Source organism: Chryseobacterium sp. FG46 (genome assembly GCF_057809135.1).
Genome location: NZ_JBMDJJ010000010.1, coordinates 20,460 through 44,061, shown reverse-complemented (window position 1 = coordinate 44,061; position 23,602 = coordinate 20,460). Strand labels below are relative to the sequence as shown.

The window sequence follows — 23,602 nt, the reverse complement described above, 5'->3', positions numbered from 1 at the left end:
CATAATTATTCCTTTTTGAACATTACTTTTTACCTATTCTCCTTGACAATTATTATAAGCTTTGAAACTGCATATTACTTTTTTACAAAATCCGGAATCATGTAAGAGCTTTTCACAAAATAATTATGTGCAGTTTTATAAGGCAGTACTGAAGTAGGATTATTTGTATCAGCCCGGAAAGAATAGATAAAATAATTATAAGTAAATAAAATGCTTTTCTCATATAAGTGAAATGTTTGTGTATTTTTCAGTAAGGTTAAGAAAAATGCAGAAAAAGCACATGATAACATAATACATCAAACATACAACATCAAGTGTTAACGCGATAAAAAGAGGGATTCTTAGTTACCAATTTTTTGTCAATGTTTTGAGTTTTACTTAAACACAGGAAACTTAGCTGTGAAAATTTTAAAAACGTTACATATTTCAACAGGATTTTATTGCATAATATTACAGCAAGCTTACTGAATCACAATAACACATCAAACAACGAATAGATCCGCCAATACCAGAATAGTTCAAGATGATCTTTATAATCACTTTACATTTTAGTCTTTTCAAGTGAATTTTTAGAAATACAATAAAGCCATAAAGAACATACAGCACACCAATAATAAATCACATCAATATGGATTATTTTATTAATAATTCCGCCATATATCAATTTTCTTTTTTTAACAAGCTACGCCCACATGATGTACATCCAATGCGGGCATATTGTACTCATGTTGTACATAAAAACCAAATTACATGCTCCACCAGGTGCTATTTTTGCCAGCTAATTCAAAATGAAATAATGCATAAGCAAATAAGGGCATTCAACTTCAATAATAGAACTCTCAAAACAAAAAAATTAATTTAAATTAATTATATATTATGAAAAAAAAATTATTATTAGCAAGTGTACTCACTACTTTTTCATTGGTTGCAAAATCACAAGTGGGGATTAACACTTCAACCCCTACCGCAACTCTTGAAGTAGCAGCTAAAAACAGCACAGGTACAGGTTCTGCAGTGGAAGGCCTACTCATTCCAAGAGTAGACAGACAAAAAGCTCAGAGTATGACCGGAGTTCCCTCATCAACATTGATCTATGTAAATAATGTAAGTACAGGAACACAAACCGGAACAGCTTTAAATATTGATACTGCAGGATATTATTATTACAATGGAACAGCTTGGGTAAAGCTGCATAATCCGGCAAATACTGTAACAGGCAATATTTATAACACAGACGGAACTCTTACAGGAAACCGTACCGTCACACAAGGAGCTAATAGATTGGCCTTTACAGGGACACAGACTAATGCATTTTCTGTAAACGGGAAAAACCTTTCTGTGGATGCCGCGAATAGCAGGGTAGGAATTGGTACCACAGCCCCTTCTTCTTCCCTGTCCGTTCAAAATAATGCAGGAGCAACAACCAATACCATTTCTGCGGGAATTGAGAATTGTGGTGCTCCTTGTGCACAAGGAGTCTCAAGAAATATTACTTTGTATAATTTAAATGGTACCGGCGGGCAGTTTGCTGAACTGGGTTTTATTCCATCAACATCTGAAACAGGACTTTCCGGGGCCAGCATTACAGGTATTGACCGCGATGCTGCCAACAGTTATGCCGGCTTACAGTTTTCCACCAGAAACGCTACAGACTTTGCACCAAGACTGACTATTAAATCCTCTGGAAACATTGGTATCGGTACAACGAATCCTACCAATAAACTTCAAATTGAATCCGGTACAAGCGGAGCTTTAAAGATTGTAGACGGAACACAAGGTACAGATAAGGTTTTAACATCTGATGCCAATGGAGTGGCAACATGGAAAGTTTTACCGGCTGCACCTGCATCTTCCAACATTTATAACACGGATGGCACTCTGACAGGAAACCGTACTGTTACACAGGGAGCCAGCACCCTTGCCTTTACAGGAACACAAACCAATGCATTTTCTGTAGATGGAAGTACCTTATCAGTGGATGCTGCCAATGACCGTGTAGGTCTCGGCACCACTACTCCTGATACCAAACTTACTGTCAGTACCCCTGATAATAGTTTTGGTTTAAATCATACCAATGGAACGATCAATCTGAAAACATATATTGGTGGAGGATCGGGTTACATAGGGACCACTACTTCAAATGATCTGAATCTGATGACAAATAATAGTGCAAAAGTGGTAATTACTCCTTCCGGGAATGTAGGGGTAGGGACAGGCATACCGGACAGCTCTGCTTTACTGGACATAAGCTCCAGCAATAAAGGTCTTCTGTTACCTAGAGTATCTCTGTCCTCCAGATCGGATGCCAGCACTGTTCCCGCACCAGCAAAAGGACTTCTGGTTTATAACAATAATACAGCCATGTCACCTCAGGGAGAAGGAATTTACTATAACGGAGGAACAAGTTCAGCACCTGACTGGGGGAAAATAGGACCTGTTTCAAAAATGTATTTCAAATATTATGCATTCTCAAATCCTAATGGAGATTTTGTATCCAATTTTGATACCAAAATACCAGTAAATAAATATACAGCTATTGTTGTAGGGTTTGATACAAGTAATCATGCATTTGCAACCGCAGGATTTAAAAATAACTCTACCAGTTTTGATTTTCAGGTACCGGATATTTATACTTTCCAGCAAAATGGCACCTGGAGAATATATGCTGATGCTCCCAATGCAACGTCTAATGGTGTTACTAATTTTTCCTGGGGGGTCAGGTTGTTAATTATCTCCAATGAACAAATGTCACTACTTTCAGATTCTTTTTACGATCTTGGAGGCGGCAGTACCGGAGCTGCGACAGCTTCACCTGTTCCATAGTAGTAAAGAATAAGAGAAATCTGTCTACCGGAATATATCCCAAACAAAAAATCCTCTTCAATAAGTATTTTGAAGAGGTTTTTTTATTATCTAAAAAAATTTGAATATGAATTCTAACAACACAGTTTTTTAACATTTAAATAGAAAAGGTATAACAGATTAATTATTTCACATAAAAAGGATAAAAAAAATACTAGAATCATGCATATATGATGTACATTCAATATACATATGATGCATGTTTGCTGTATGTGTGAAATATACTACAATCTGGAATAAGCGTTATTTTTGCTTTAATAAAATCTAAATCAGGAAAGTAATAACAAATTCATTTATATTCAGTTTCAGATAATAGGTTCAGTCTTTTTCAATATAATTTCCGGCCTTATCAATTTTCTTAAGCTTAAAAAATTTCATTCAATTCATAGGATTATGTACAATGAAATCAATTACACCAAAAATTCATTTTACAAATATCAAATATTACAAATTAAAACTATAGCCTATTACTCAATATTAAATATAAAACATAAGGATGCTATGCAGTTATTACAGAGCCTTTGATCGATAAAAGAAGATCTTAGTTTAATTTAAATTCAAATACCATATATTATGAAAAGAAATTTATTATTAGCAGGCTTGCTTACCACCTTTTCTCTGGTGGTAAAATCACAAGTGGGAATTAATACAGCTAGTCCTCAGGGAGTATTCAATGTTGACGGGTTAAAAAATAATCCAGCAACAGGAGTGCCTACGGCCGCTCAGGCTAAAGATGATCTGGTAATGACGTCTAATGGCAACATGGGACTGGGTCTTACCGCTCCAGGTACCACATTGGATGTGAACGGAGCCATTACGAACCGTGAAACCGCTTTACCCGTTGCTGGCAATACAGTTTCAGTTCCTGCTAATGTGAGTTTGGTACGGCTTACCGGCACTGCTACAGGAACAGTAACCATTACGGCTCCGGCAGCACCGAATGCCGGTCAGAGACTGATAATTTATAATAACACTACAGGAGGATTTGGGGCTACGCTGGATGGCGTTACTGTTCCTAACGGCAAAGCGTTGGAGTTTGTTTTCAGTAATTCATTCTGGAGGTCTACCGATGGAGGCTCAGCTGGAGCTTCTCCCACTAATATCTATACAGCAGACGGTACTCTTGGGGAAAACAGGATAGTTACTACCGCAGGAAATTCACTGGCTTTTACAAACGGAGCCAATAATGTGACTATTGGAACGACTGGGACTGAAGGTATTGTAACAGCAAAAGGTTCTTCAAGAGGATCATTTCTTGCCAATGGAGGCACCGCAACTTTATCGATGTATGCAAATGATAATGGAAAAGCAATAGTCAGTGCTTATGGAAATAGTACCAGCTTGGATATGGGATCTAGCACAGCAATTCCTGTTAATGTTTTTACCAATAACACCCAAAGAATGACCGTTGATTCTGGGGGAAATGTGGGTATAGGAACATCAACTCCACAGGAGGATCTACATGTAAATGGTACTGTTCAGATTACCAACGAATTAAATGTAGGAGGCACAGCCTCCACTGCGGGAAATCCTGGTACTGCAGGCCAGGTTCTTAAATCCAATGGTCCCGGAGTTGCCCCTTCATGGCAGACTCTGGCCGGTGTTCCGAACGCCACAGGAACTATAATTGCTGTAAACGGCCAGTTTATAGTAGCTCAGGAAATATCCGTACAAATGGCCAATGACTTTATTATAGCTGGTGATCCTACTGCCACGTCCGCCGTATCTGTGGGAAGTTTAACCAATGAAATTATAGACAACGAAAACCTATATACGGGTACACTTACCGGCAATTCTTTTAAAGTATCAGCTGATGGGATCTATCTGGTTACAATGAATGTACAATTATGGGTAGATAACAACACGGGTGGAACAACTCCAGTAATAGGGATATGGGATAACGGAACCAACCGTTGGGTTGCCCGGGTTAATGACTATTATTCAGCAGCAGCAAAACAACTACAAACTTATACCTTAATTACTTCGATTCCGATGTTTGCTTCAACTACCTATTCATTCAGAGGTGCAAATACTGAAAACACAATATGGAGAGCTCAAAGTCTGGGAACTACAGGTCAGGGTCCTGTCACACAAGTTTCTGTGAAAAGGCTAAGGTAAGAATTACGAAACTGATTCACAGATGGTGAAAACATTTGAGAACGAATTCAAATCTTACAATTCTCAGAAAAACATTTTGTTAAAAAAACAGACCGGAAAGCAACTCAAAATTGCTGTTCCGTCTGTTTTATAACTCATTAAAGAAAGAGCATTCTGCCCTCTATAAATACTTTGATCACAGACAATAAGGATGCTGTATTTCAATTCTTTAAAAAAAAGAATAAGTTATTATTATCTTAAAATACTACCAGACAAAGTATTTTTTATTTTAATTTCACTTATTTACGGTTTAATTTATTAACATCACTCCCCTTTAGCACTTATTTTATTAACAAATTACTACTTTATGTACTACTAATTATAATCTTGGGGCAGCAGCAGCGTCACCTGTTCCATTGCAGTAAAGAATAGAATAAATCTGTCTACCGGAATATATTTCAAAAAAAAAAATTCTCTTCAATAAGCATTTTGAAGAGAATTTTTTATTGTCTAAAAAAAGAAAATGAATATGAATTCTAACAACACAGTTTTTTAAGATTAAAATATAAAACATAAAAAGACATAATAGATTAAATATATCACGCAAAAAGGATAAAAAAAACAAAAAAAATACAAGATAATATAAATTGATGTATATAAGATGTATGTATAATACGCACATGATGTACGTTTGTTGTATGTGTAAAAAATACTACAATCTACAATAAGCCTTAGCTTTGTTTTATAAAATTTAAATCAGAAAAATAATAATAAATTCATTTATTCAGGTTCAGATATGTTTTTACTATAATTTCTAACCTCAATAATTTTTATAAAGCTTAAGAAATTTCATTTGCAGGATTATATAACAATTAAATCAATTATACCGAACATTTGTTTACAAACATCACATATTACAGATTAAAACTATTAGCCTATTACTCAATATTAAATATAAAACATAAGGATGCTCTGTAGCGATTATAGAGCTGTTGATAAAAGAAGATCTTAGTCTAATTTAAACTCAATTACCATACTATGAAAAAAAATTTATTACTAGCAGGCTTGCTTACCACCTTTTCTCTGGTGGCTAAATCACAGGTGGGGATTAATACAACCAATCCTCAGGGAGTATTTAACATTGATGGGTTAAAAAATAACCCAACAACCGGAGTACCTACAGCCGCTCAGGCTAAGGATGACCTTGTGACAACTTCTAATGGTAATCTGGGACTGGGTCTTACCACTCCGGGTACCACATTGGATGTAAACGGAGCTATTACCAACCGTGAAACCGCTTTAGCCGTTGCGGGTAATGCGGTTACTGTTCCTGCTAATGTGAGTTTGGTACGGCTTACCGGGGCTGCTACAGGAACAGTGGCCATTTCTGCATTTGCTGCTCCTAACCCCGGCCAGCGCCTTATTGTCTATAACAATACTACAGGTGGATTTGATGCTACGCTAGACGGCGTTACTATTCCTAATGGCAAAGCGCTGGAATTTGTTTTCAGTAATTCATTCTGGAGATCTACCGATGGAGGCTCAGCTGGAGCCACTCCGGTTAATATTTATACCGCAGACGGTACACTTGCAGGAAACAGAGTGGTTACAACCGCCGGAAATTCCCTTTCTTTTGCCAATGGATCCAATAGCGTGTCCGTTGGAACAACGGGTACTGAAGGTATTGTGAGAACAAACGGCTCTTCAAGAGGATCGCTTTTGGCAACCGGAGGAGGCAACAGTTTAACAGTGTATGCGGATGATAACGGAAAAACAGTGATGATGACCTCCGGTAATAACACAGGGATGGACATAGGCACATTCTCGGCAGATCCTTTAAATATTTATACCAATAGCGCGCAAAGAGTTACTGTAACCAGTACTGGAAATACAGGAATCAATACAACTTCTCCCGGAACAACTCTTGATGTGAATGGAGCTATTACCAACCGTGAAACGGCTTTAGCCGTTGCTGCTAATGCGGTTACTGTTCCGGCCAATGTGAGCCAGGTACGGCTTACCGGAGCTGCTACAGCAAATGTAGCTATTACAGCACCTGCTGCTCCCAACCCCGGCCAGCGACTTATTGTATATAACAATACTACAGGTGGATTTGGGGCAACACTGGACGGCGTAACTGTTCCTAATGGCAAAGCACTGGAATTTGTTTTCAGTAATTCATTCTGGAGATCTACTGATGGAGGTACCGTTGGAGCTACTCCGGTTAATATTTATACCGCAGACGGTACTCTTGCGGGAAACAGAGTGGTTACAACTGCCGGAAATTCCCTTTCTTTTACCAATGGATCCAACAGCGTATCTGTTGGAACAACTGGTACTGAAGGTATTGTAAGAGCAACCGGCTCTTCAAGAGGATCATTTGTAGCCACCGGGGGCAGCGCTGCTCTAAGTATGTATGTAGATAATAGTGGAAAAGCATTTGTTACAACAACAGGCAATGGTACCGGTATGGACATAGGTGCAGCCACAGCAGATCCTGTTAATATCATCACTAATAACACACAAAGAGTTATTATAACCAGTACCGGAAGTATAGGAGTAAATACTCCCACTCCCAATGCTTCTGCTATACTGGATCTCAATGGGATTAACAGGGGATTTCTGCTGCCGAAGGTATTATTAACATCAACAACAGATGCCGCTACTGTTCCCACTCCTGCGAACGGACTTTTGGTTTATAATAACAATTCATCAATGGCCCCTTATGGAATGGGAATTTATTACAATTCAGGAACATCTGCAGCTCCAAGATGGAGTAAACTAGCCCCTCAGACAAGTGATTATCAGCTTTTAGGAACTATTACCGATGCTGCAACAGCTCCGGTAGATCAGTCTGCAACAGGAGGCGTTGTAGACAATGTAAATCTTGGATTAAGTACCACGGTATCAGTCCCTGCAAACTCTACTGCCAAAATATTAGTGTCGTACAATGTTCCAATGGGTACCTTTCCTTTAAACACTAGTAATACAGTTGTTAATGGATATTTTGGCATCCGCTTTCTTAAAGACGGCGTAGAAGCACCGGAAGGTTCCCGAAAATCTTCTGTTCCTTTTTCGAATTCCGGTTCGCATATGGTGAGTGTATCAGGAAATTTCTCTGATACAGTTGTTAACAACGGATCAACACCTCTTAATGTAACATACACTCTTAATGGCTATGTGGAAACTACCGCATCTACTACCAGATTTAATATGTGGGCTTCATCAGGGGATAACTTCAACTGGGGAAAAGGTTCAATGTCAGCTACCGTTTTCACTAAAGATAACTAGTAATAGCAGTAGTTACATATAAATTATAAAAAGGTCTCTGAGGTAAGCTTCAGAGATCTTTTATTTTATAGATTCAATAAAGATAGTATTTTAACTTTACTGACTTATCCCTTTATTAATACCCGAGATTAATGATTAACAAAGATTTTCTTATTGATAGCTCTTCGACAGGCTCAGGGTGACCACTCAAATACCAAACGAAATTTTTAAGCTTTGTCAGGCTGAGCCTGTCGAAGCTATTATGACTAAAAAGGTAGGCAATAAATTTATATAAGAAGTAGTTGGGTTTTATTTTTTGGGGATAAACTACTTTTATCATATCCCCTTTAAAAGGACAAAAAGTAAATACAATATGATTTAAAACAGATATAATTTCATTAATGATCTACCAGAGACTTAAGGAATTGATAAAGATCTACATCTGATCCGAGGTTAAGTTTTTTTCTCAATCTGCTTTTCTTTATTTGTACAGATCTGTGCTGCATAAAAGTAAACTCAGCAATGTCTTTAGAAGAGAATCCTAACCAGATTAAAGCACAGAAAGCAAGATTATCTTTAGTTAAATCCGGATTGATTGCTAACAGTTTTTGAGAAACATTCGGATACACTTCATGAAACTTTTCCAAAAAGCTAATATCATTATTTTTAGCCAATTGAATTAAATCTTCATGCACTCCTGAAATTCTTCTCTCCAATACTTTAGTTTCATCTTCTTTTCTGGAAATTATTTCCTTGTTTTCTAATATCACCTTCTTTTTTTTATTATTCTGATAATATAAATAGACCAGTAATACTAAACTCAAAGAAACTACAAGGCTGCTATAAATAAATATTGTTTTTTTGAAAGATTTATTTTCTTCTATTTTTTCTCTTTCTATTGTTTTTATAGACAGCTCTAATCCCTTGGTCTGTGTGTTTTCCAAGCTGTCTTTTAATTTTATATAATACTCCAGATATTCTTTTTCCTTTTCTAAATTTCCGGCATTTTTATAGCATGATATTAAAAGCTTATATATATTTTTAGTATGCTCAACAGTTTTTAATTTTTTATTGTACTGAAGAGCCTGATTTAAATATACTATTGCCTTTTCATAGTTTTTTTCCTTAAAAAAATATTGTGCATAATAGTAATAAAATACAGATATCTGATAGCTGTTAGGTTCATGTTTGTTTGTATTTATTATATCCATTCCCTGATCCAGATAAATTTTAGCTGAATTTTGACTGGGTTGATATTCGATATAATGATTCGCAATTTGAGAGGTTGCACTTAAGCTTTCATATAATAAAGATGATTGCTTTAAATAATAGAGCGCTGAATCCAGATCTTTTTTCTCATAAAGATGGTTTGCCCGTAAAGTATAAACGTAAGATAAAAACTTTTCCTTTCTATCCTTATCCTCAATTTTATTTCCATAATACCCTGCCTTCGAATTATACTTCAGACCTGTATCGTACAGTTTCATGATATAATAAGCCTGTGAATATTCCTGATAGAGCTTAGCAATTGTAAAAAAATCAATCTCACTTTTGTTTTTATGTAATATACTCTCTGCTATATTTAGATTTTTTATACTTTCTTCTGCATTTCCTAAATTCCAGCTTTGATTTGCAATATTAATATGAGCCCAAATTATTCCTCTCGCATAATTTTCTTTTTTCATTTTTTCTAACATCTCCTTATTCCAAAGAATAATTTTTTCTCTTGGGATATTATTTTTGCCCATTTCTTTAGGTTTGTTCAAGAGAATCGAATCGTACTCTTTATATTTTAGATTTTGGGAAAATAACAAAACAGATGAGAAAAAAAACCCAACAACAGTTAAATGTTGAAATATATATTTAAAGTATTTCATTAAATGCTAAAATAAAAATTTTTTATAAAAAATCACCAAATCAATTAAATATGAAACAAATTCAACATATCATAATATTTTTATCAACCATATTGATTTAAATTTACAACTTTTCAATCTTGTTCCGAATATTATTTTATTAAATTCATTGAAGTTGAGAAATCTGTGAAGCAGATAAGGAGTAGAAGTTGTAACAAAAAATGAAAAGTCTGTGTATAAAAAACCGCTTTAAACGTTCGTTTAAAGCGGTTTTTTATTATTTGTTAGTATTGGTAATCAATAATTATTTTACTTCTTCGAAAATAATTTCCATTGTAAATCAGTTAATTAAAATTTTATGGTACAAATATGATACAAATAATGACCGAATTTAAAGTAATGTCAATATTGGTATCTAATCTGGAATTCAGTAATTGAAATTAGATAAAAAACATGCGAAGATCAATATAAAATATATAAAAACCTTATAAAGTAGAATTTTATTATTCCGCCAAGAAAAAAGCACAACCAAATGAATTTAAATACCTATATTTTATGTCATAAGTATAAATAATCATAGGCAACTAAGCCTTAGATCATCGTCCCGAACCAAGCATTTTTATCCAAGAGGCTTTATAAACAGGGTTACTAAGCGATTCTACATGGTATGGATTATTATTGTTTATATTTGTACTGGAAACATTTTGATTTCCTACAAATAGATTAACACTTGGGATATGCATTGCCTGGTATTTTGCAGCTAACTCTTGAGATGCAATTTCCTTTACATGGTAAGCAGCATAGATATTTGAAAGCGGTGTAACAAATTGTTGAGAATACCATCCAGCTATTTGCCTTGTTCTTGAATTTCTGTAATCCCATCCTCCAGAAAAGCTAATAACCCTTGCAACTGATGCATTTTTGCCTATAAATTCGGCCATGCCTCCACCCTGTGACTGCCCACCTACAGCAATCTTGCTCCATGCAGGCTTTCCAGTACTTTGATTTAGATATTGTGACCATTGCCCCCCTGGATCATTTATTGACAAATACTTAAAAAGCTTTATCAGGCGTGGTATAATAGCATCCTGATATTGATCTGGAATGTCTGGAAAGGAAATATCACCGTAGATCCGTTGTCGACGAAATTTAGCTGCACAATTAATATCAACATCTAACTTTGGCCCTACGCATATTTGGGATACACCTGGATCAGTAATAAAAGAAAGCGCTACAATCCTGTATCCTTGATTTAATGCTGTTTTAAAAAACTCAGTAGGAACATTCTTGGTCGTTCCACCAGTGCCGGTAAGCCATAACAATACTTTATTGTTTTTAATCGCACCGTTGTAATACACGATATGGTCATGATCCCACTGATATACAGACGGATCAGCTTGACTGGGTTTTACATGTACTTCCTTATAGCCAGGAAACCTTACAGAAAGATTACTTATTTTTTGTCCTTCTTTATTCATGTAAGAATTAATCTGATTCTCTTCAAACATGTCCATATGTTTTACATTCAAATCATCGGCTTGATTTGAGCAACTGGAAAGGGTAATAACCATTAGACCAAATAAAATTTTTTTTTTCATATTATTTTCTTTTTGTAGTACAAATGAAGTAATAAAACTGAACTTTTTTTAAAAAAAAGGCCCTCAATAGAGCCTCTAATAATTAGGAAATTGACATCCAGCTAATTACAAAGCAGCCCTATAACTACACATCGATATAAATCTCTATAATGAGACAAATTAAATAGACTAATCCGCTTCATGAGGTTTTAACCGCCCCTCCTATTTTAATTGAAAATTCTGAAAGCCCTCCCCTTCTTATTCATAATAATAGGCTGGCATTATTCTAAATCTAACTTGAAAATGGCAAATCATCAACACATAAAATCTTTAACCGGATTTGAGTTTTATCTGAATACTTTTACAGTATTTTTTAAAAAAAAACTTATTGTAAAATTAATTACAATAAGTTTTTCTGTACTTTATTGGAATAGTCATTTTAATAAATGATAAACCATGAATGTCAATATATTTATTGTCCTAAATAAATAAAAACATTCAGATTAAGGTGTTTAGGATTAATAGCTAAAGGTGCCCCTGCTCCACCGGTACTAACTGTAAAAGTATGAGTATGTAGTCCTGTGCTACTTGTCGTGTAGGTTCCTGAGGTATCATCAGCGTTAATATTGCCAGTACCTCCAGCATTTACAGAGGTATTTCCCCTATCCGTATATGTATGAACGTGACTCCCCGCTGATAGAGCTGTTCCATTAAAGGTAATCGCCGGCAGATTAGATTGTACAATTGTAACTGCGGAATTACCTCCTGCTGTTCCCAAAACTTCGGTTCCCGTTTTTGCCTTAAAATATCTATCAGTAGCATCCGGAATTGTTGTAGTAAAGCCCAGAGATGCAGCATTTGTCTGAGCGGCAACAGGTAAAGAGGAAACCGCTCTTCCATTCACTAAATACCAGCCGTTATGGTCGCTTATTAAAACACTGTGTTTTATATGTCCAAAAGGTACATCCTCTGTAGATAAACGAAACCATTGTGTTCCATTGTTTATATATAGTCCTTCATTTACAAATGCATTATTTACAATATTATAAACAATCATTCCTTTAACATGTTGAGAAAGTGGAGAAGCATTGGCTATATTGACTAGAGATACGCGAGGTGGGAGCAAACCTTTATTATTTGTATACATTTCTAACAATGCATTTTGATCCGGATTAGCAGTATTGATTCCTACTTGTCCGTTTATAGTATTACAAGTAATTATAAGTAAAACTATTATAATGGTTAAATTTTTCATCATTTCTTAATTTCCTAAATAAATAAAAACATTAGTCACCAAATAACCAGGAGTTATATTTAAAGGCTGTGAAGTTCCTCCTGAACTGAATGAAACAGTATGAGCATGAACTCCGTCAGCAGTAGTGTTAAATGTACTCGAAGTATTATCTGCTACAGGATTATTGGCACCACTTCCACTATTTACAGAAGCCCCTGTTCCTCTGTCTGTATAAGTATGGGTATGGGCACCATCCGTAGTTGTGCTACCTGTAAAATTAACATTTGGAAGATTGGCCTGCGTAAGAGTTATGGTAGCATTTCCTGTTAAAGAACCCAAAGTTTCCGATAAATCTTTTGTTTTAATAATTCTATCATCTACATTGGGAAGATTGGTAGTAAATCCAAGATTCACAGCTCTGGCTTGAACATTTGCGGGGAGTGAAGTAATTGCTCTCCCATCCAATAAATACCACCCATTTCTATCGGCAGCGGCAAAACTATTTGAAATTGTACCATAAGGATAATCGTGAGAAACGGCAGACCAGCTGGTTCCATTATTCTCATATAAACCTTCAGAAACGTTGTTAGAATTGGCAATATTGTACGTGATAATTCCCTTTACATGAGCTGACAAAGGCATAGAAGATGAAGTATCTGTAAGGCTGTTTCTCATTAGCAGTATACCTTTATTGGCAGAGGCAACTTCTAAAATAGAATTAGAACTAGGACTGCTAGTACCTATACCTACTTGTCCACAAACGGTAATTGATGCGAGAGCTGAGAGTATGTAAAATATTTTCTTTTTCATAATGTATCTTTTTACCTAAAATCCTAAATAAATGAAAGCGTTTGCGTTCAAGCTTTTTGGTTCATTATTAATGCTAGTATTTGATCCTCCAGAATTTACCTGTACGGTATGAGAGTGGCTACCTGCTGAACCAGTGCTTTGATTAAATAACTGGGCAGTATTTGCAAGCTGAACCCCTCCGCTTCCATGATTCCACGGTGCGTCACCTCTATCGGTATACTGATGACTGTGTACTCCATTACTAGAAGTTGTGCCAGTATAGATAATATTGGGTAAGTTTTGCTGTAAAACAGTAATAGTTTGTGTACCACCTATACTTAATAAAGCAGAGGATCCTTTTTGCTTCAAATATCTATCTGTTGCATCAGGAAGTGAAGCTACCAACCCAATTTTAGCGGCATTCGCCTGTGCTTCTATGGACAATACTGTTAAATTTCTTCCATCTAATAGGTACCATCCCTGATGGTCCGTTGTTGCAAAGCTGTAATATACATCACCAATATTTGGTTGGTTGGTGAACAGTCTATTCCATTTTGTCCCGTCATTTGAATAAATACCTTCCACGACATCATTTATTGCAACTGTATTATATACAACCATCCCTTTTTCGTGAGTTGAAAGTGGAGAAGGAAGCGAAGTACTCGTAAGAGATATTCGTGGTAATAGCAGTCCTTTTGATGTAGAAGATAATTCTAATGCAGAATTTAAGTTCGGAGTGGCTATACCAATACCAACTTGAGATTTGTAGGTATGAGCCGATGATAATAAAATAGCAGACAATGCCATTTTAATTAAATAATTATTTTTCATTAAAGTGCTTTTTTAGCGTTACAAATATACATTTTTTTGGATCTATTTTAAAGTTTAACCTAAAATCATAAAGTTATGATTAAAAAAAGAGGAGTTATTTTTTTTTATCCTGACAATCAAAAAAAACTACTAAGAATCAATAAAACTACGCATCCATATAGCAAGATCCTGATCAGGAGATAAATTCAGTTTTTTCCGAAGATTATACCTTTTATTTTCAATAGTCTTAACCGCTTTGAACGTATACTCTGCAATTTCCTTTGTTGAAAAACCGAGATAGATATAAGCACAATAGGTAAGTTCAGAAACTTTCATATTAGTATTAATCTCTAGTATTTTACCTAGAAAATCAGGATATACTTCCTGAAAGCGGGCCCAAAATTGAGGATCATTATCTTTTGCCATTTGTAAAACCTCAGCAAACGATTCGTTAACTTTTTTCTGAAGATCCTTGTTATGTCTTTTTTTCAAAAGAAGTTTGACTGCCGTCTGCTTTTTTATGGTATTTGCTTTTTTACAAGCAAGAAGTATTAAAGACAAAGCACTTAATGCAGTAAAGATAATGATATAGTAGAGGATTTCCCTATTCTCTTTTTCACTTTCTACCTGGTCATCCAAAAACTTTGTTATGTGAAAATTCAGGATATTTCGCTCAGCTAGAATAAGACTATCTTTCAGCTGTGAATATTTTAATAGATATTCATTTTCTCTCTCCTTGTAATCAAGATGCCTGTAGGCATCTGCCATTAATTTGTAGGATTCCAGGTTTCTTTTTTTTAGTCCTATTTTCTCGGTTATTTTAAGAGATGCGTCAAGATATACCACCGCTTCTTTATATTCTTTTTTCGCAATAGATAATTCCCCAAATGCCCGCAATACATTGGCCTTTCCTTCAATAGGAACTTTTTTTGTAATAAGTAAATTATTTGCTTTACGAACGTAGTACTCTGCAGAATCTATTCTTCCCTTTTTTAAATATCTTTTAGCTATCGTGATAAACAGCATTGGCTTTGGAGACCTCATGCATTTTCTTTCATAAACATATACAGAATCCATCATATTTAAATGACTAAACAAAGAGAACTTCCAGTCATAGATATCATACATTCTTTTTTCCCTTATCTTTTGGTCTTTAATTTTACGACCGACCTGTATAGACACATCAAAAGATTGAATAGCCTGCCTGTAAAGACCTAATGAATGATAAATAATTCCGTAATAAAAAGAAAGACGTGAATTCAATTCATTATCTTCAAAATTCTGTAGTTTTTTTTCTGCTATTTCAAGAAAACGAAAACTATTTTCTCTATCATTTGCCGCCCACAAGGCAATAGCCAAATTAAGATATGCTGCTATTTCACCCTTATTGTAATTAAGTTCTTTCGCTCTTTTGATTAGCTTTAGCTCCTGTGCGATAATCCCTTTGTAGTTCCCAACACTGTTCATTCTTTTGTATCCATAGACTTGTATACTGTCTATTTGAAAAATCGTATAATTCTGTGCTTTAGCAAGTGAAACAGATAAGAGACAGGCTAATAACAGCGTACTTTTAAAATTCATTTTTTTCACTTTTTTATTCTATCATTCTCTTTATTTTTAATATTTTAAAAGACTCAGCTTTATTCTCAAAGATTTTTACCATAATGTGCTGTCCCATATTTTCACCAGTAGTAACATACATACTAATTCATCATATATCAGGATGTGTCGCAATGATTCATACGATAGCTGCTGCAGAATTAAAATCAATCCTATAGCTACTTTGCTTACCTCCTGAGAAACCGATAAACTTTGAATCTGCTTCATAGAAACCTGCTGTGCTAATCCATTTTCAGTAATGAAACCTCGGTAGATCTTCCTGCAAACTGTAATTCGGAATAGCTATTTCCCAAAGATCCGCCCATTTCAAAGTAACTGTTTCACTTTGGGTAACTCTCTGTGCAATCTTGAAGGGATATTGCGTAACCTGCCAAAAGTATAGGATCTATTAGGAACAAGCAGACCTAAACTTGGATTGGTAAGCCCCATCTTTAATTTTTTATTGTTATTCGTTTTTTAGCTCATAATGACAGTCGGTTTATTTGACTTCTCCAGTATATCACAATTAATTGCTGCCGTGTCATCTCATATCACATAGTTGTAGGTCGATTCTGGGATCTATAATGCGATGTTAGTATTCGTGTGTTCCGTTTAAAATAAAGAAAATATTATTAAAACGGCTCCGACGATTTCCGGAAGCAGTCATGCCGTGTAATTGCATAGCGTATTGATATAGAGAGATAACATGATTGACCAATGCCAGTACAAAGCTGCCTGAAACACTTCCGATACTGACTTGATTAGAAGAGATTCGAATGCTTCGTTTTACAATGACTGAATTGTTGTTGTAGACGATATTGGTATACAATAAACATTTCCGTATTATCAATAATATTGGCTATTTAACAAATTGTCAACTTGGTTTAAATTCCGCAACAAACTAATTTTATCCTGATCTCCAATTCGTTATATATCCAGTTTCCATCTTGCTATCGTATTGCGGCTTAATTTAAAATGCTTTGCCAGCTGTGTATTATTTAGTTTATGCTTTGTCTGATAATCCAGAATACAACATATGGTCTCGTAGTCATATGATTTCAATTTTTGGTTGAAATTGAAGGATTTCTTATCATTGTCATTAAACAAGAGATTATTAAGGCAAATAATATCCATAACGCTGAGTCTCTCTTTATTTAAAGTATACTGACAAACACCTGCCTTTTCGGGATATTTTTTAGAGATCATATCGCTGTATATTTTTTTGTAGTTCGGCTGTCCCTTTTTCATAAAATATTTTCTATATTTCTTTCATTATTTCCTGAAAACTACACATCTATGTATTTGCATATTTCTTTAGCCACTTGTATAAAGTCGTCTTAGGGATATTATAGTCATTGATAATGTCACGCTTTGTCTTTTCACCCGTTCTTATTAGTTCCAGAATAAATTCTATCAGTTCAACGGTGTATATATTTTTTCTAAACTCAGGAAGACCGGGCGATTTGATATTTTGGTTAGATGACTGAACTTCCACAGCTTTAACAGGTGGAGAATACAGAATAAGATGTTGTGAATAAATTCTGAAAAAATCAAATTTCAATAACTTGCTCCACCTTAAAACAATATCAATCGGCAAATCTTTTTGCAAAAACATAGCTTCCATCTCAGACTCATTACACTGAAGAAAATTACAAATACGATGCGGCTCCATTTCCAGTTCATTGACTCTTTGTTTAATTAATAGTCCAATATTAATATCTTTAAAATGAGTATTCATTCCCTTATTTTTTTATGTTCTTACTATAATGTTTTATTTTTTGATTCAGAAATTGGATTAAAACAATACTATACCCAATCAATTTCCAGCCGTATAGTATTGTTTTGATAAGTATTGATTTTTTAAATCACATGAATGTTGCAGAATATCTGATTGCTATTGACCTAGATATACAAAAACATTGGCAGTAATATAGGCAGGCTCTACTGAAAATGCCTGACCGGAACCCCCAGTGCTGCCACTTGCTGTATGACTATGATTCCATATATTTGTAGAGGTAATAGAACTTGTAGAGGCAAGGGTAAAAAAGAAATTTGTTGACCCTATTTGTGTACCCGTTCTGGCTGCCGAATTACCAGGTGAAGCAAGATAGTTATCATTGACGGTATGGTTATGATCTCCCGAACTTCCAGTGACACCACTTACAACAGTATAACCAGGCATATTAGATTGTGTTAAAGTATACGTATTATTCCCATTAACAGTTCCTATCGTCTCAGCAGTATCTTTAATGTATCTGTTTCTGGAATCATATAATACAGACACAAAACCCAGTGATACAGCGTTGTTTCTGGCCACTGTAGAACTAATTGAAGCCGTAGTCCTTCCGTCTAATAGATACCAGCCAGCATGATCTGCTTTTTGCATTCCGTATTTTATCTCTCCTAAAGCCGGAAGTAGCTTCACACCATCAGCTTTGTAAATATTGCCGTTATTATCCAAGGTAAGTACGCTTGATCCGGACATTGTATTCACCTGCCGTACCCGCATATTACCATTTACGTCTAATGTTTTTGTAGGCAATACTGTATTGATTCCAACTTGCGCAAAGGCATAGGAAAAAAAAGATCCTAACACCAAAGTATATAATTTTATTGTCGTTGTCATGTTCATAGGGTATTTATTATTCACCGAGATAGATAAAAGTATTGGTCGTTACATATTGAGGTACAATATTCAGCGCAGTAGCAGAACCTCCTGCGTTTGCAATAGAAAATGTATGGCTATGATCCCCTGATGTAGAGGTAGTTGAACTTTCCGTATGCTCAATCCTGTTGTTACCACCACTCGGGTCATTCAAATTACCCATGCTTACGAGCGTTGTTCCTGAAAATGTACTCGTTGAATTATACAGATCCGGGGTCATCTGGTGATTATGGGAGGCATTATCAGAAGTCGTATTTCCGGTATAATTATAATTGGGAAGATTCGCCTGAACTAATGCAATACTGTTATTGCCTCCCAACTGGGCTATCTGGCTTGCTGTTGATGAAGCTTTCAGAAACCGCCCTGCTGCATCAGGTAGATTACTTGCAAAACCTAAACTGATCGCCCGGCTTTGTGTGTTAACCGGTAAAGATGTCACCGCTCTGCCATTGAGCAAGTACCAACCCTGATGATCAGCTGCCTGAAATCCTGTTTTTATGTCGCCAAACACATAACCTATTGGCATAGTACCTGTTAGTTTACCTACATTACCCTGGCTGTCAGAAGTCACAATCTGATCACTAACACTTCCTTCCTGAACATTTCTGATTCTCAAATCTCCGTTAATGTCAAGAGTTTTAGTGGGCGTATTAGTATTAATACCAACCTGAGCGCCTACATAATAAATCGAGAATATATGCAGAAGAATATAAATGATATTTTTTTTCATAGTTTTATTTTTTAAGATCCTAAGTATACAAATGCATTTAACACCAAATATGCAGGCGTTAAATTAAATGCCTGATTTCCGCCGTTACTGTTCAACGTGACATTAGTATGGGTATGACTGCCGCTATTTGTTAACGTTCGAACGTCTGTTTGTGTTCCATAAGGAGCTCCAGGATTACCGACACGAAATGCCCGACCAGTTCCAGGTGATCCGCTATTTTCTATTTGTGCTATACTGTGCGTATGTGCACCATTAGTACTAGTCGTTCCGTTTATGACAAAATTGGGCAGATTATTCCTTGTGAGGCTAATACTAGAAGCTCCGCCTACTGCTCCTAATTGTTCTGAACCGCTTTTAGTTCTCTCTAATCTATTGAGAAAATTCGGAATATTGGTAACAAACCCCAAGGCAGAAGAGCTGGCCTGTGCTGCTGCAGGTAATGAGGCAATACTTCTTCCGTTAAGTAAATACCACCCTCCATTATCACTGGTATCTCGGCTGTATTTAATATCTCCAACTATATCTTTTCTTATGTTTACGGAACTTATTTTTAGCAAAAATCCGTTACTGTCTACAGCGAGTAGCTGTGAGGTATCAGGAGCAGCAGGCAAAGTGCGAATTCTGGCATCGCCATTAACATCCAGCACCGCAGTAGGACTATTGGTGTTGATTCCCACCTGGCCTAGACAAAACCCTGAAATAATCAAGGGAATTAATAAAGTAATTTTTTTCATTTCTGTTAGTATTTAAATTGTTCATATTATCTAGCATATAACAAATTGTAGTTTTTAGAAACAATACTACATTCCGGGGCAGGGTCATGCAGTATTGTTTAAGATGTGTTTTTAGAATCTGAATATTGTAATCATTTAATTTAACTTTAGCTAATATACAAATAAAAAATATCAAATAATCAACATAATTAAAATATTATTAAATAAAATTATATTTTTTAACTATTTTTAACTTAAATTAATCATATTTTAGTGAGTTATATTAATATATTCACATTTTATAGATTTATTTATTAAGCTATAAGTATTTTAAACTTATAATTATAGTTAAGATAAATCTTTAACAAGAGATGTAAGCAATACTCTTTAATTTTTAAACCGTTTATTATCATTTACGATTTTTTTCATCATCATGGATTCATTAATTATAATTTTATTAAAATTCATGAAAATATTTAGTCATATTATAAAAAGACTAAAAAAACTATCAGATTATGTATTTATTTTTAATTGAGAATATATAGCAAGTTATAATAAAACTAAACAACACTGTGTTAAATAAGATTTGTTGTTCAATACGAGATATCGTATTTTAGTTTTTTTACAAGCTATTCATGGACTGCATAGAAGGCTGGAAATACATAGTACATTTATCCTATTGAAATTTTTTATCATTTTTTTAATAATGCGTTTTTTATTAGATCATGGAATCGAAGAAAAGGTTTACCTTATTACAATCAAATTTAGAAAGCAAATAAAATAAAAAAGCTAAAAATCACAAAAAAAAGAAACCCTCAACAAGCCCTCTAAATAAAAACAGACATTGATTAACAGAGGATTATAAAGATATCATACGCAATATATTCAATTATGAGTCTACACTTCTATTTCCGGAAGTGCGATCAGTAATTTCTTAACCTTGAAGCATCAATGCATCAGCATAAGAGATAAAGTCAGCAATTTTAAAATGGTATTCAGCTGTAGTATTTTCTAAAAGATGATTACAATAATCTATTTCCATTTGAAAGAGACAACACTAATAAAATAAGCTGTTTATCATTATTTTAGTATATTAGGATTCATTTCTTCCATAAGCCAGCGTTAACAGTGCTTTAAAAACTGAAAAATAAGCAGATGCCGTTTATCCTGAAATTCAGTTTTTCTTTTCATGCGGCTTGGGAGCAGACAACAAGATTGTTTTAAAACATTCTCCTATTTTATAGTGAATCCTAATTAAGATATAATAAGATGTACATTATCTCCAATTAAGAAGCAGTATATGTATGGTAAAAACAGTAATAAAAATTGAACTGAAAAGTGTAAACATGAAAAAACCGCTTTAAACTTTCGTTTAAAGCGGTTTTTAATTATTTGTTAGTATTGGTAATCAATAATTATTTTACTTCTTCGAAGTCTGCATCCTGTACATCTTCAGCTCCAGCGTTTCCACCAGGGTTCTGAGCGCCTGCACCTGCATCAGCACCTGGCTGTTGACCAGCTGCATATAATTCTTCAGAAGCTGCCATCCATGCTGCGTCTAATGCTTCAGTTTTAGCTTTTACATCATCAGCATTTTTAGCTTCGAAAGCTGTTTTTAATTCTGTATGAGCTGCTTCAATAGCTGCTTTTTTGTCAGCAGAAAGCTTTTCGCCGAATTCTTTCAATTGTTTTTCAGTCTGGAAGATCAATCCGTCAGCTTTGTTGAATATTTCAACTTCTTCTTTTCTCTTAGCATCTGCAGCAGAGTTTTCCTGAGCTTCTTTCTTCATTCTTTCGATTTCTTCGTCAGAAAGCCCTGAAGAAGCCTGGATTTTAATAGACTGCTCTTTACCAGTTCCTTTATCTTTAGCAGATACGCTTAGGATACCGTTAGCATCAATATCGAAAGTTACTTCAATTTGAGGAACTCCTCTTGGTGCCGGTGGAATATCCTGAAGATCGAATCTACCGATTTCCTTATTATCGTTGAACATTGGTCTTTCCCCCTGTCCTACTCTGATGCTTACAGCCGGCTGGTTGTCAGAAGCTGTAGAGAATACTTCAGATTTTTTAGTTGGGATCGTAGTATTCGCTTCAATTAATTTTGTGAATACAGAACCCATTGTTTCGATACCTAAAGAAAGTGGAGTAACGTCAAGTAATAATACGTCTTTTACATCACCTGTCAATACACCTCCCTGGATTGCTGCACCAATAGCTACAACTTCATCCGGGTTTACTCCTTTAGATGGTTTTTTACCGAAGAATTTTTCTACTTCTTCCTGGATAATCGGGATTCTTGTAGAACCACCTACCAGGATCACTTCGTCGATATCAGAAGTGGATAAACCAGCATCTTTTAATGCTTTAGCAACAGGCTCCATAGATCTTCTTACAAGATCTGCAGATAATTGCTCGAATTTAGCTTTTGTTAAAGTCTTCACCAAGTGTTTAGGACCTGTAGCAGTAGCGGTGATATAAGGTAGGTTAATCTCAGTCTGAGGAGAAGAAGATAACTCAATTTTTGCTTTTTCAGCTGCTTCTTTTAATCTTTGAAGAGCAATGGCATCAGCTTTTAAATCTACACCTTCTTCAGCTTTGAACTCATCAGCCATCCAGTTGATGATCACATCATCAAAGTCATCACCTCCTAAGTGGGTATCACCGTTTGTAGATAATACTTCGAATACACCGTCTCCTAAATCAAGGATTGAGATATCGAAAGTACCACCTCCAAGGTCATATACTGCAATTTTCTGATCTTTATGGTTTTTATCAAGACCGTACGCTAATGCTGCAGCTGTAGGCTCGTTGATAATTCTTTCCACTTTAAGACCTGCAATTTCACCAGCTTCTTTAGTAGCTTGTCTCTGTGCATCGTTGAAGTATGCAGGAACAGTAATTACCGCTCTTGTTACTTCCTGTCCAAGATAATCTTCGGCAGTTTTCTTCATTTTCTGAAGAGTCATTGCGGAAATTTCCTGTGGAGTATATTCTCTATCGTCGATTTTTACTTTTACAGTATCGTTTGGCCCGGCAACTACTTTATAAGGTACTCTTGTGATTTCAGAAGCATCATCTTTAAAGTGTGTTCCGATAAATCTTTTGATAGAGTAAACAGTTTTTGTTGGATTCGTTACAGCCTGTCTTTTTGCAGGATCACCTACTTTTCTTTCTCCGTCTTCCGTAAAAGCTACGATAGAAGGAGTAGTTCTTTTACCTTCTGCGTTAGGAATTACAACAGGGTCTTTACCCTCCATTACAGCAACACAAGAGTTGGTTGTTCCTAAGTCAATTCCAATTATTTTACTCATAATATTTTATATTTTTTCTATTTTTAATTTTATTTACACTCTCAATTTCTCAATATCTGTACCATTTGAAAAATTATGACAAAATG

The 23,602-nt window shown here is 35.2% G+C and carries 15 protein-coding genes; 3 read left to right on the top strand and 12 right to left on the bottom strand.

Annotation, left to right across the window (positions count from 1 at the left end; genetic code table 11):
- The first annotated feature begins 876 nt into the window (after positions 1 to 876).
- From ACODR7_RS09435 to ACODR7_RS09425, 3 genes are all read left to right on the top strand, one after another.
- The gene (locus ACODR7_RS09435; protein ID WP_488838792.1) at positions 877 to 2,823 is read left to right on the top strand and encodes a hypothetical protein; all 1,947 of its coding nucleotides are present in this window, start codon (positions 877 to 879) and stop codon (positions 2,821 to 2,823) included.
- A 612-nt stretch (positions 2,824 to 3,435) separates the two neighbouring features.
- A complete protein-coding gene (locus ACODR7_RS09430; RefSeq protein WP_488838791.1) occupies positions 3,436 to 4,980 on the top strand; it encodes a hypothetical protein in 1,545 nt (514 codons plus the stop codon).
- 1,017 nt (positions 4,981 to 5,997) lie between these two features.
- On the top strand, positions 5,998 to 8,250 hold the full coding sequence (locus ACODR7_RS09425; protein WP_488838790.1) for a beta strand repeat-containing protein: 2,253 nt from the start codon (positions 5,998 to 6,000) through the stop codon (positions 8,248 to 8,250).
- 377 nt (positions 8,251 to 8,627) lie between these two features.
- Here the strand turns inward: ACODR7_RS09425 and ACODR7_RS09420 are convergent, their stop codons facing one another.
- The 12 genes from ACODR7_RS09420 to dnaK form a co-directional block, all read right to left on the bottom strand.
- Positions 8,628 to 9,914 (bottom strand): helix-turn-helix transcriptional regulator, encoded by a 1,287-nt coding sequence (locus ACODR7_RS09420; RefSeq protein ID WP_488838789.1) that lies wholly within the window; start codon positions 9,912 to 9,914, stop codon positions 8,628 to 8,630.
- A 767-nt stretch (positions 9,915 to 10,681) separates the two neighbouring features.
- Entirely contained in the window at positions 10,682 to 11,683 is a 1,002-nt protein-coding gene (locus ACODR7_RS09415; RefSeq protein WP_488838788.1) for a BPSS1187 family protein, read from the bottom strand.
- 451 nt (positions 11,684 to 12,134) lie between these two features.
- Positions 12,135 to 12,920: a hypothetical protein gene (locus ACODR7_RS09410; RefSeq protein WP_488838787.1), complete on the bottom strand. Its 786-nt coding sequence runs from the start codon at positions 12,918 to 12,920 to the stop codon at positions 12,135 to 12,137.
- A 3-nt stretch (positions 12,921 to 12,923) separates the two neighbouring features.
- Positions 12,924 to 13,706, bottom strand: coding sequence for a hypothetical protein (locus ACODR7_RS09405; RefSeq protein WP_488838786.1), 783 nt, complete (start codon positions 13,704 to 13,706; stop codon positions 12,924 to 12,926).
- Between the two features lie 15 nt (positions 13,707 to 13,721).
- Complete coding sequence (locus ACODR7_RS09400) at positions 13,722 to 14,516, bottom strand: hypothetical protein (RefSeq protein ID WP_488838785.1); 795 nt, start codon at positions 14,514 to 14,516, stop codon at positions 13,722 to 13,724.
- A gap of 129 nt (positions 14,517 to 14,645) precedes the next feature.
- On the bottom strand, positions 14,646 to 16,076 hold the full coding sequence (locus ACODR7_RS09395) for a hypothetical protein (RefSeq protein WP_488838784.1): 1,431 nt from the start codon (positions 16,074 to 16,076) through the stop codon (positions 14,646 to 14,648).
- Positions 16,077 to 17,021: 945 nt separating this feature from the next.
- Positions 17,022 to 17,342 (bottom strand): helix-turn-helix domain-containing protein, encoded by a 321-nt coding sequence (locus ACODR7_RS09390; protein ID WP_488838783.1) that lies wholly within the window; start codon positions 17,340 to 17,342, stop codon positions 17,022 to 17,024.
- A gap of 46 nt (positions 17,343 to 17,388) precedes the next feature.
- Positions 17,389 to 17,832 (bottom strand): transposase, encoded by a 444-nt coding sequence (locus ACODR7_RS09385; protein WP_488838782.1) that lies wholly within the window; start codon positions 17,830 to 17,832, stop codon positions 17,389 to 17,391.
- A gap of 156 nt (positions 17,833 to 17,988) precedes the next feature.
- On the bottom strand, positions 17,989 to 18,720 hold the full coding sequence (locus tag ACODR7_RS09380) for a hypothetical protein (RefSeq protein WP_488838781.1): 732 nt from the start codon (positions 18,718 to 18,720) through the stop codon (positions 17,989 to 17,991).
- 16 nt (positions 18,721 to 18,736) lie between these two features.
- Positions 18,737 to 19,489, bottom strand: coding sequence for a hypothetical protein (locus ACODR7_RS09375; RefSeq protein WP_488838780.1), 753 nt, complete (start codon positions 19,487 to 19,489; stop codon positions 18,737 to 18,739).
- Between the two features lie 11 nt (positions 19,490 to 19,500).
- Positions 19,501 to 20,223: a hypothetical protein gene (locus ACODR7_RS09370; protein WP_488838779.1), complete on the bottom strand. Its 723-nt coding sequence runs from the start codon at positions 20,221 to 20,223 to the stop codon at positions 19,501 to 19,503.
- Between the two features lie 1,394 nt (positions 20,224 to 21,617).
- Positions 21,618 to 23,516, bottom strand: a complete 1,899-nt coding sequence (dnaK, locus tag ACODR7_RS09365) for a molecular chaperone DnaK (RefSeq protein WP_110367173.1) — start codon at positions 23,514 to 23,516, stop codon at positions 21,618 to 21,620.
- Positions 23,517 to 23,602 lie beyond the last annotated feature (86 nt).

Coding starts and splice junctions, on each gene's coding strand:
- ACODR7_RS09435 (WP_488838792.1), top strand. CDS start 877: ATGAAAAAAAAATTATTATTAGCAAGTGTACTCACTACTTTTTCATTG.
- ACODR7_RS09430 (WP_488838791.1), top strand. CDS start 3,436: ATGAAAAGAAATTTATTATTAGCAGGCTTGCTTACCACCTTTTCTCTG.
- ACODR7_RS09425 (WP_488838790.1), top strand. CDS start 5,998: ATGAAAAAAAATTTATTACTAGCAGGCTTGCTTACCACCTTTTCTCTG.
- ACODR7_RS09420 (WP_488838789.1), bottom strand. CDS start 9,914: ATGAAAAAAGAAAATTATGCGAGAGGAATAATTTGGGCTCATATTAAT.
- ACODR7_RS09415 (WP_488838788.1), bottom strand. CDS start 11,683: ATGAAAAAAAAAATTTTATTTGGTCTAATGGTTATTACCCTTTCCAGT.
- ACODR7_RS09410 (WP_488838787.1), bottom strand. CDS start 12,920: ATGATGAAAAATTTAACCATTATAATAGTTTTACTTATAATTACTTGT.
- ACODR7_RS09405 (WP_488838786.1), bottom strand. CDS start 13,706: ATGAAAAAGAAAATATTTTACATACTCTCAGCTCTCGCATCAATTACC.
- ACODR7_RS09400 (WP_488838785.1), bottom strand. CDS start 14,516: ATGAAAAATAATTATTTAATTAAAATGGCATTGTCTGCTATTTTATTA.
- ACODR7_RS09395 (WP_488838784.1), bottom strand. CDS start 16,076: ATGAATTTTAAAAGTACGCTGTTATTAGCCTGTCTCTTATCTGTTTCA.
- ACODR7_RS09390 (WP_488838783.1), bottom strand. CDS start 17,342: ATGAAAAAGGGACAGCCGAACTACAAAAAAATATACAGCGATATGATC.
- ACODR7_RS09385 (WP_488838782.1), bottom strand. CDS start 17,832: ATGAATACTCATTTTAAAGATATTAATATTGGACTATTAATTAAACAA.
- ACODR7_RS09380 (WP_488838781.1), bottom strand. CDS start 18,720: ATGACAACGACAATAAAATTATATACTTTGGTGTTAGGATCTTTTTTT.
- ACODR7_RS09375 (WP_488838780.1), bottom strand. CDS start 19,489: ATGAAAAAAAATATCATTTATATTCTTCTGCATATATTCTCGATTTAT.
- ACODR7_RS09370 (WP_488838779.1), bottom strand. CDS start 20,223: ATGAAAAAAATTACTTTATTAATTCCCTTGATTATTTCAGGGTTTTGT.
- dnaK (WP_110367173.1), bottom strand. CDS start 23,516: ATGAGTAAAATAATTGGAATTGACTTAGGAACAACCAACTCTTGTGTT.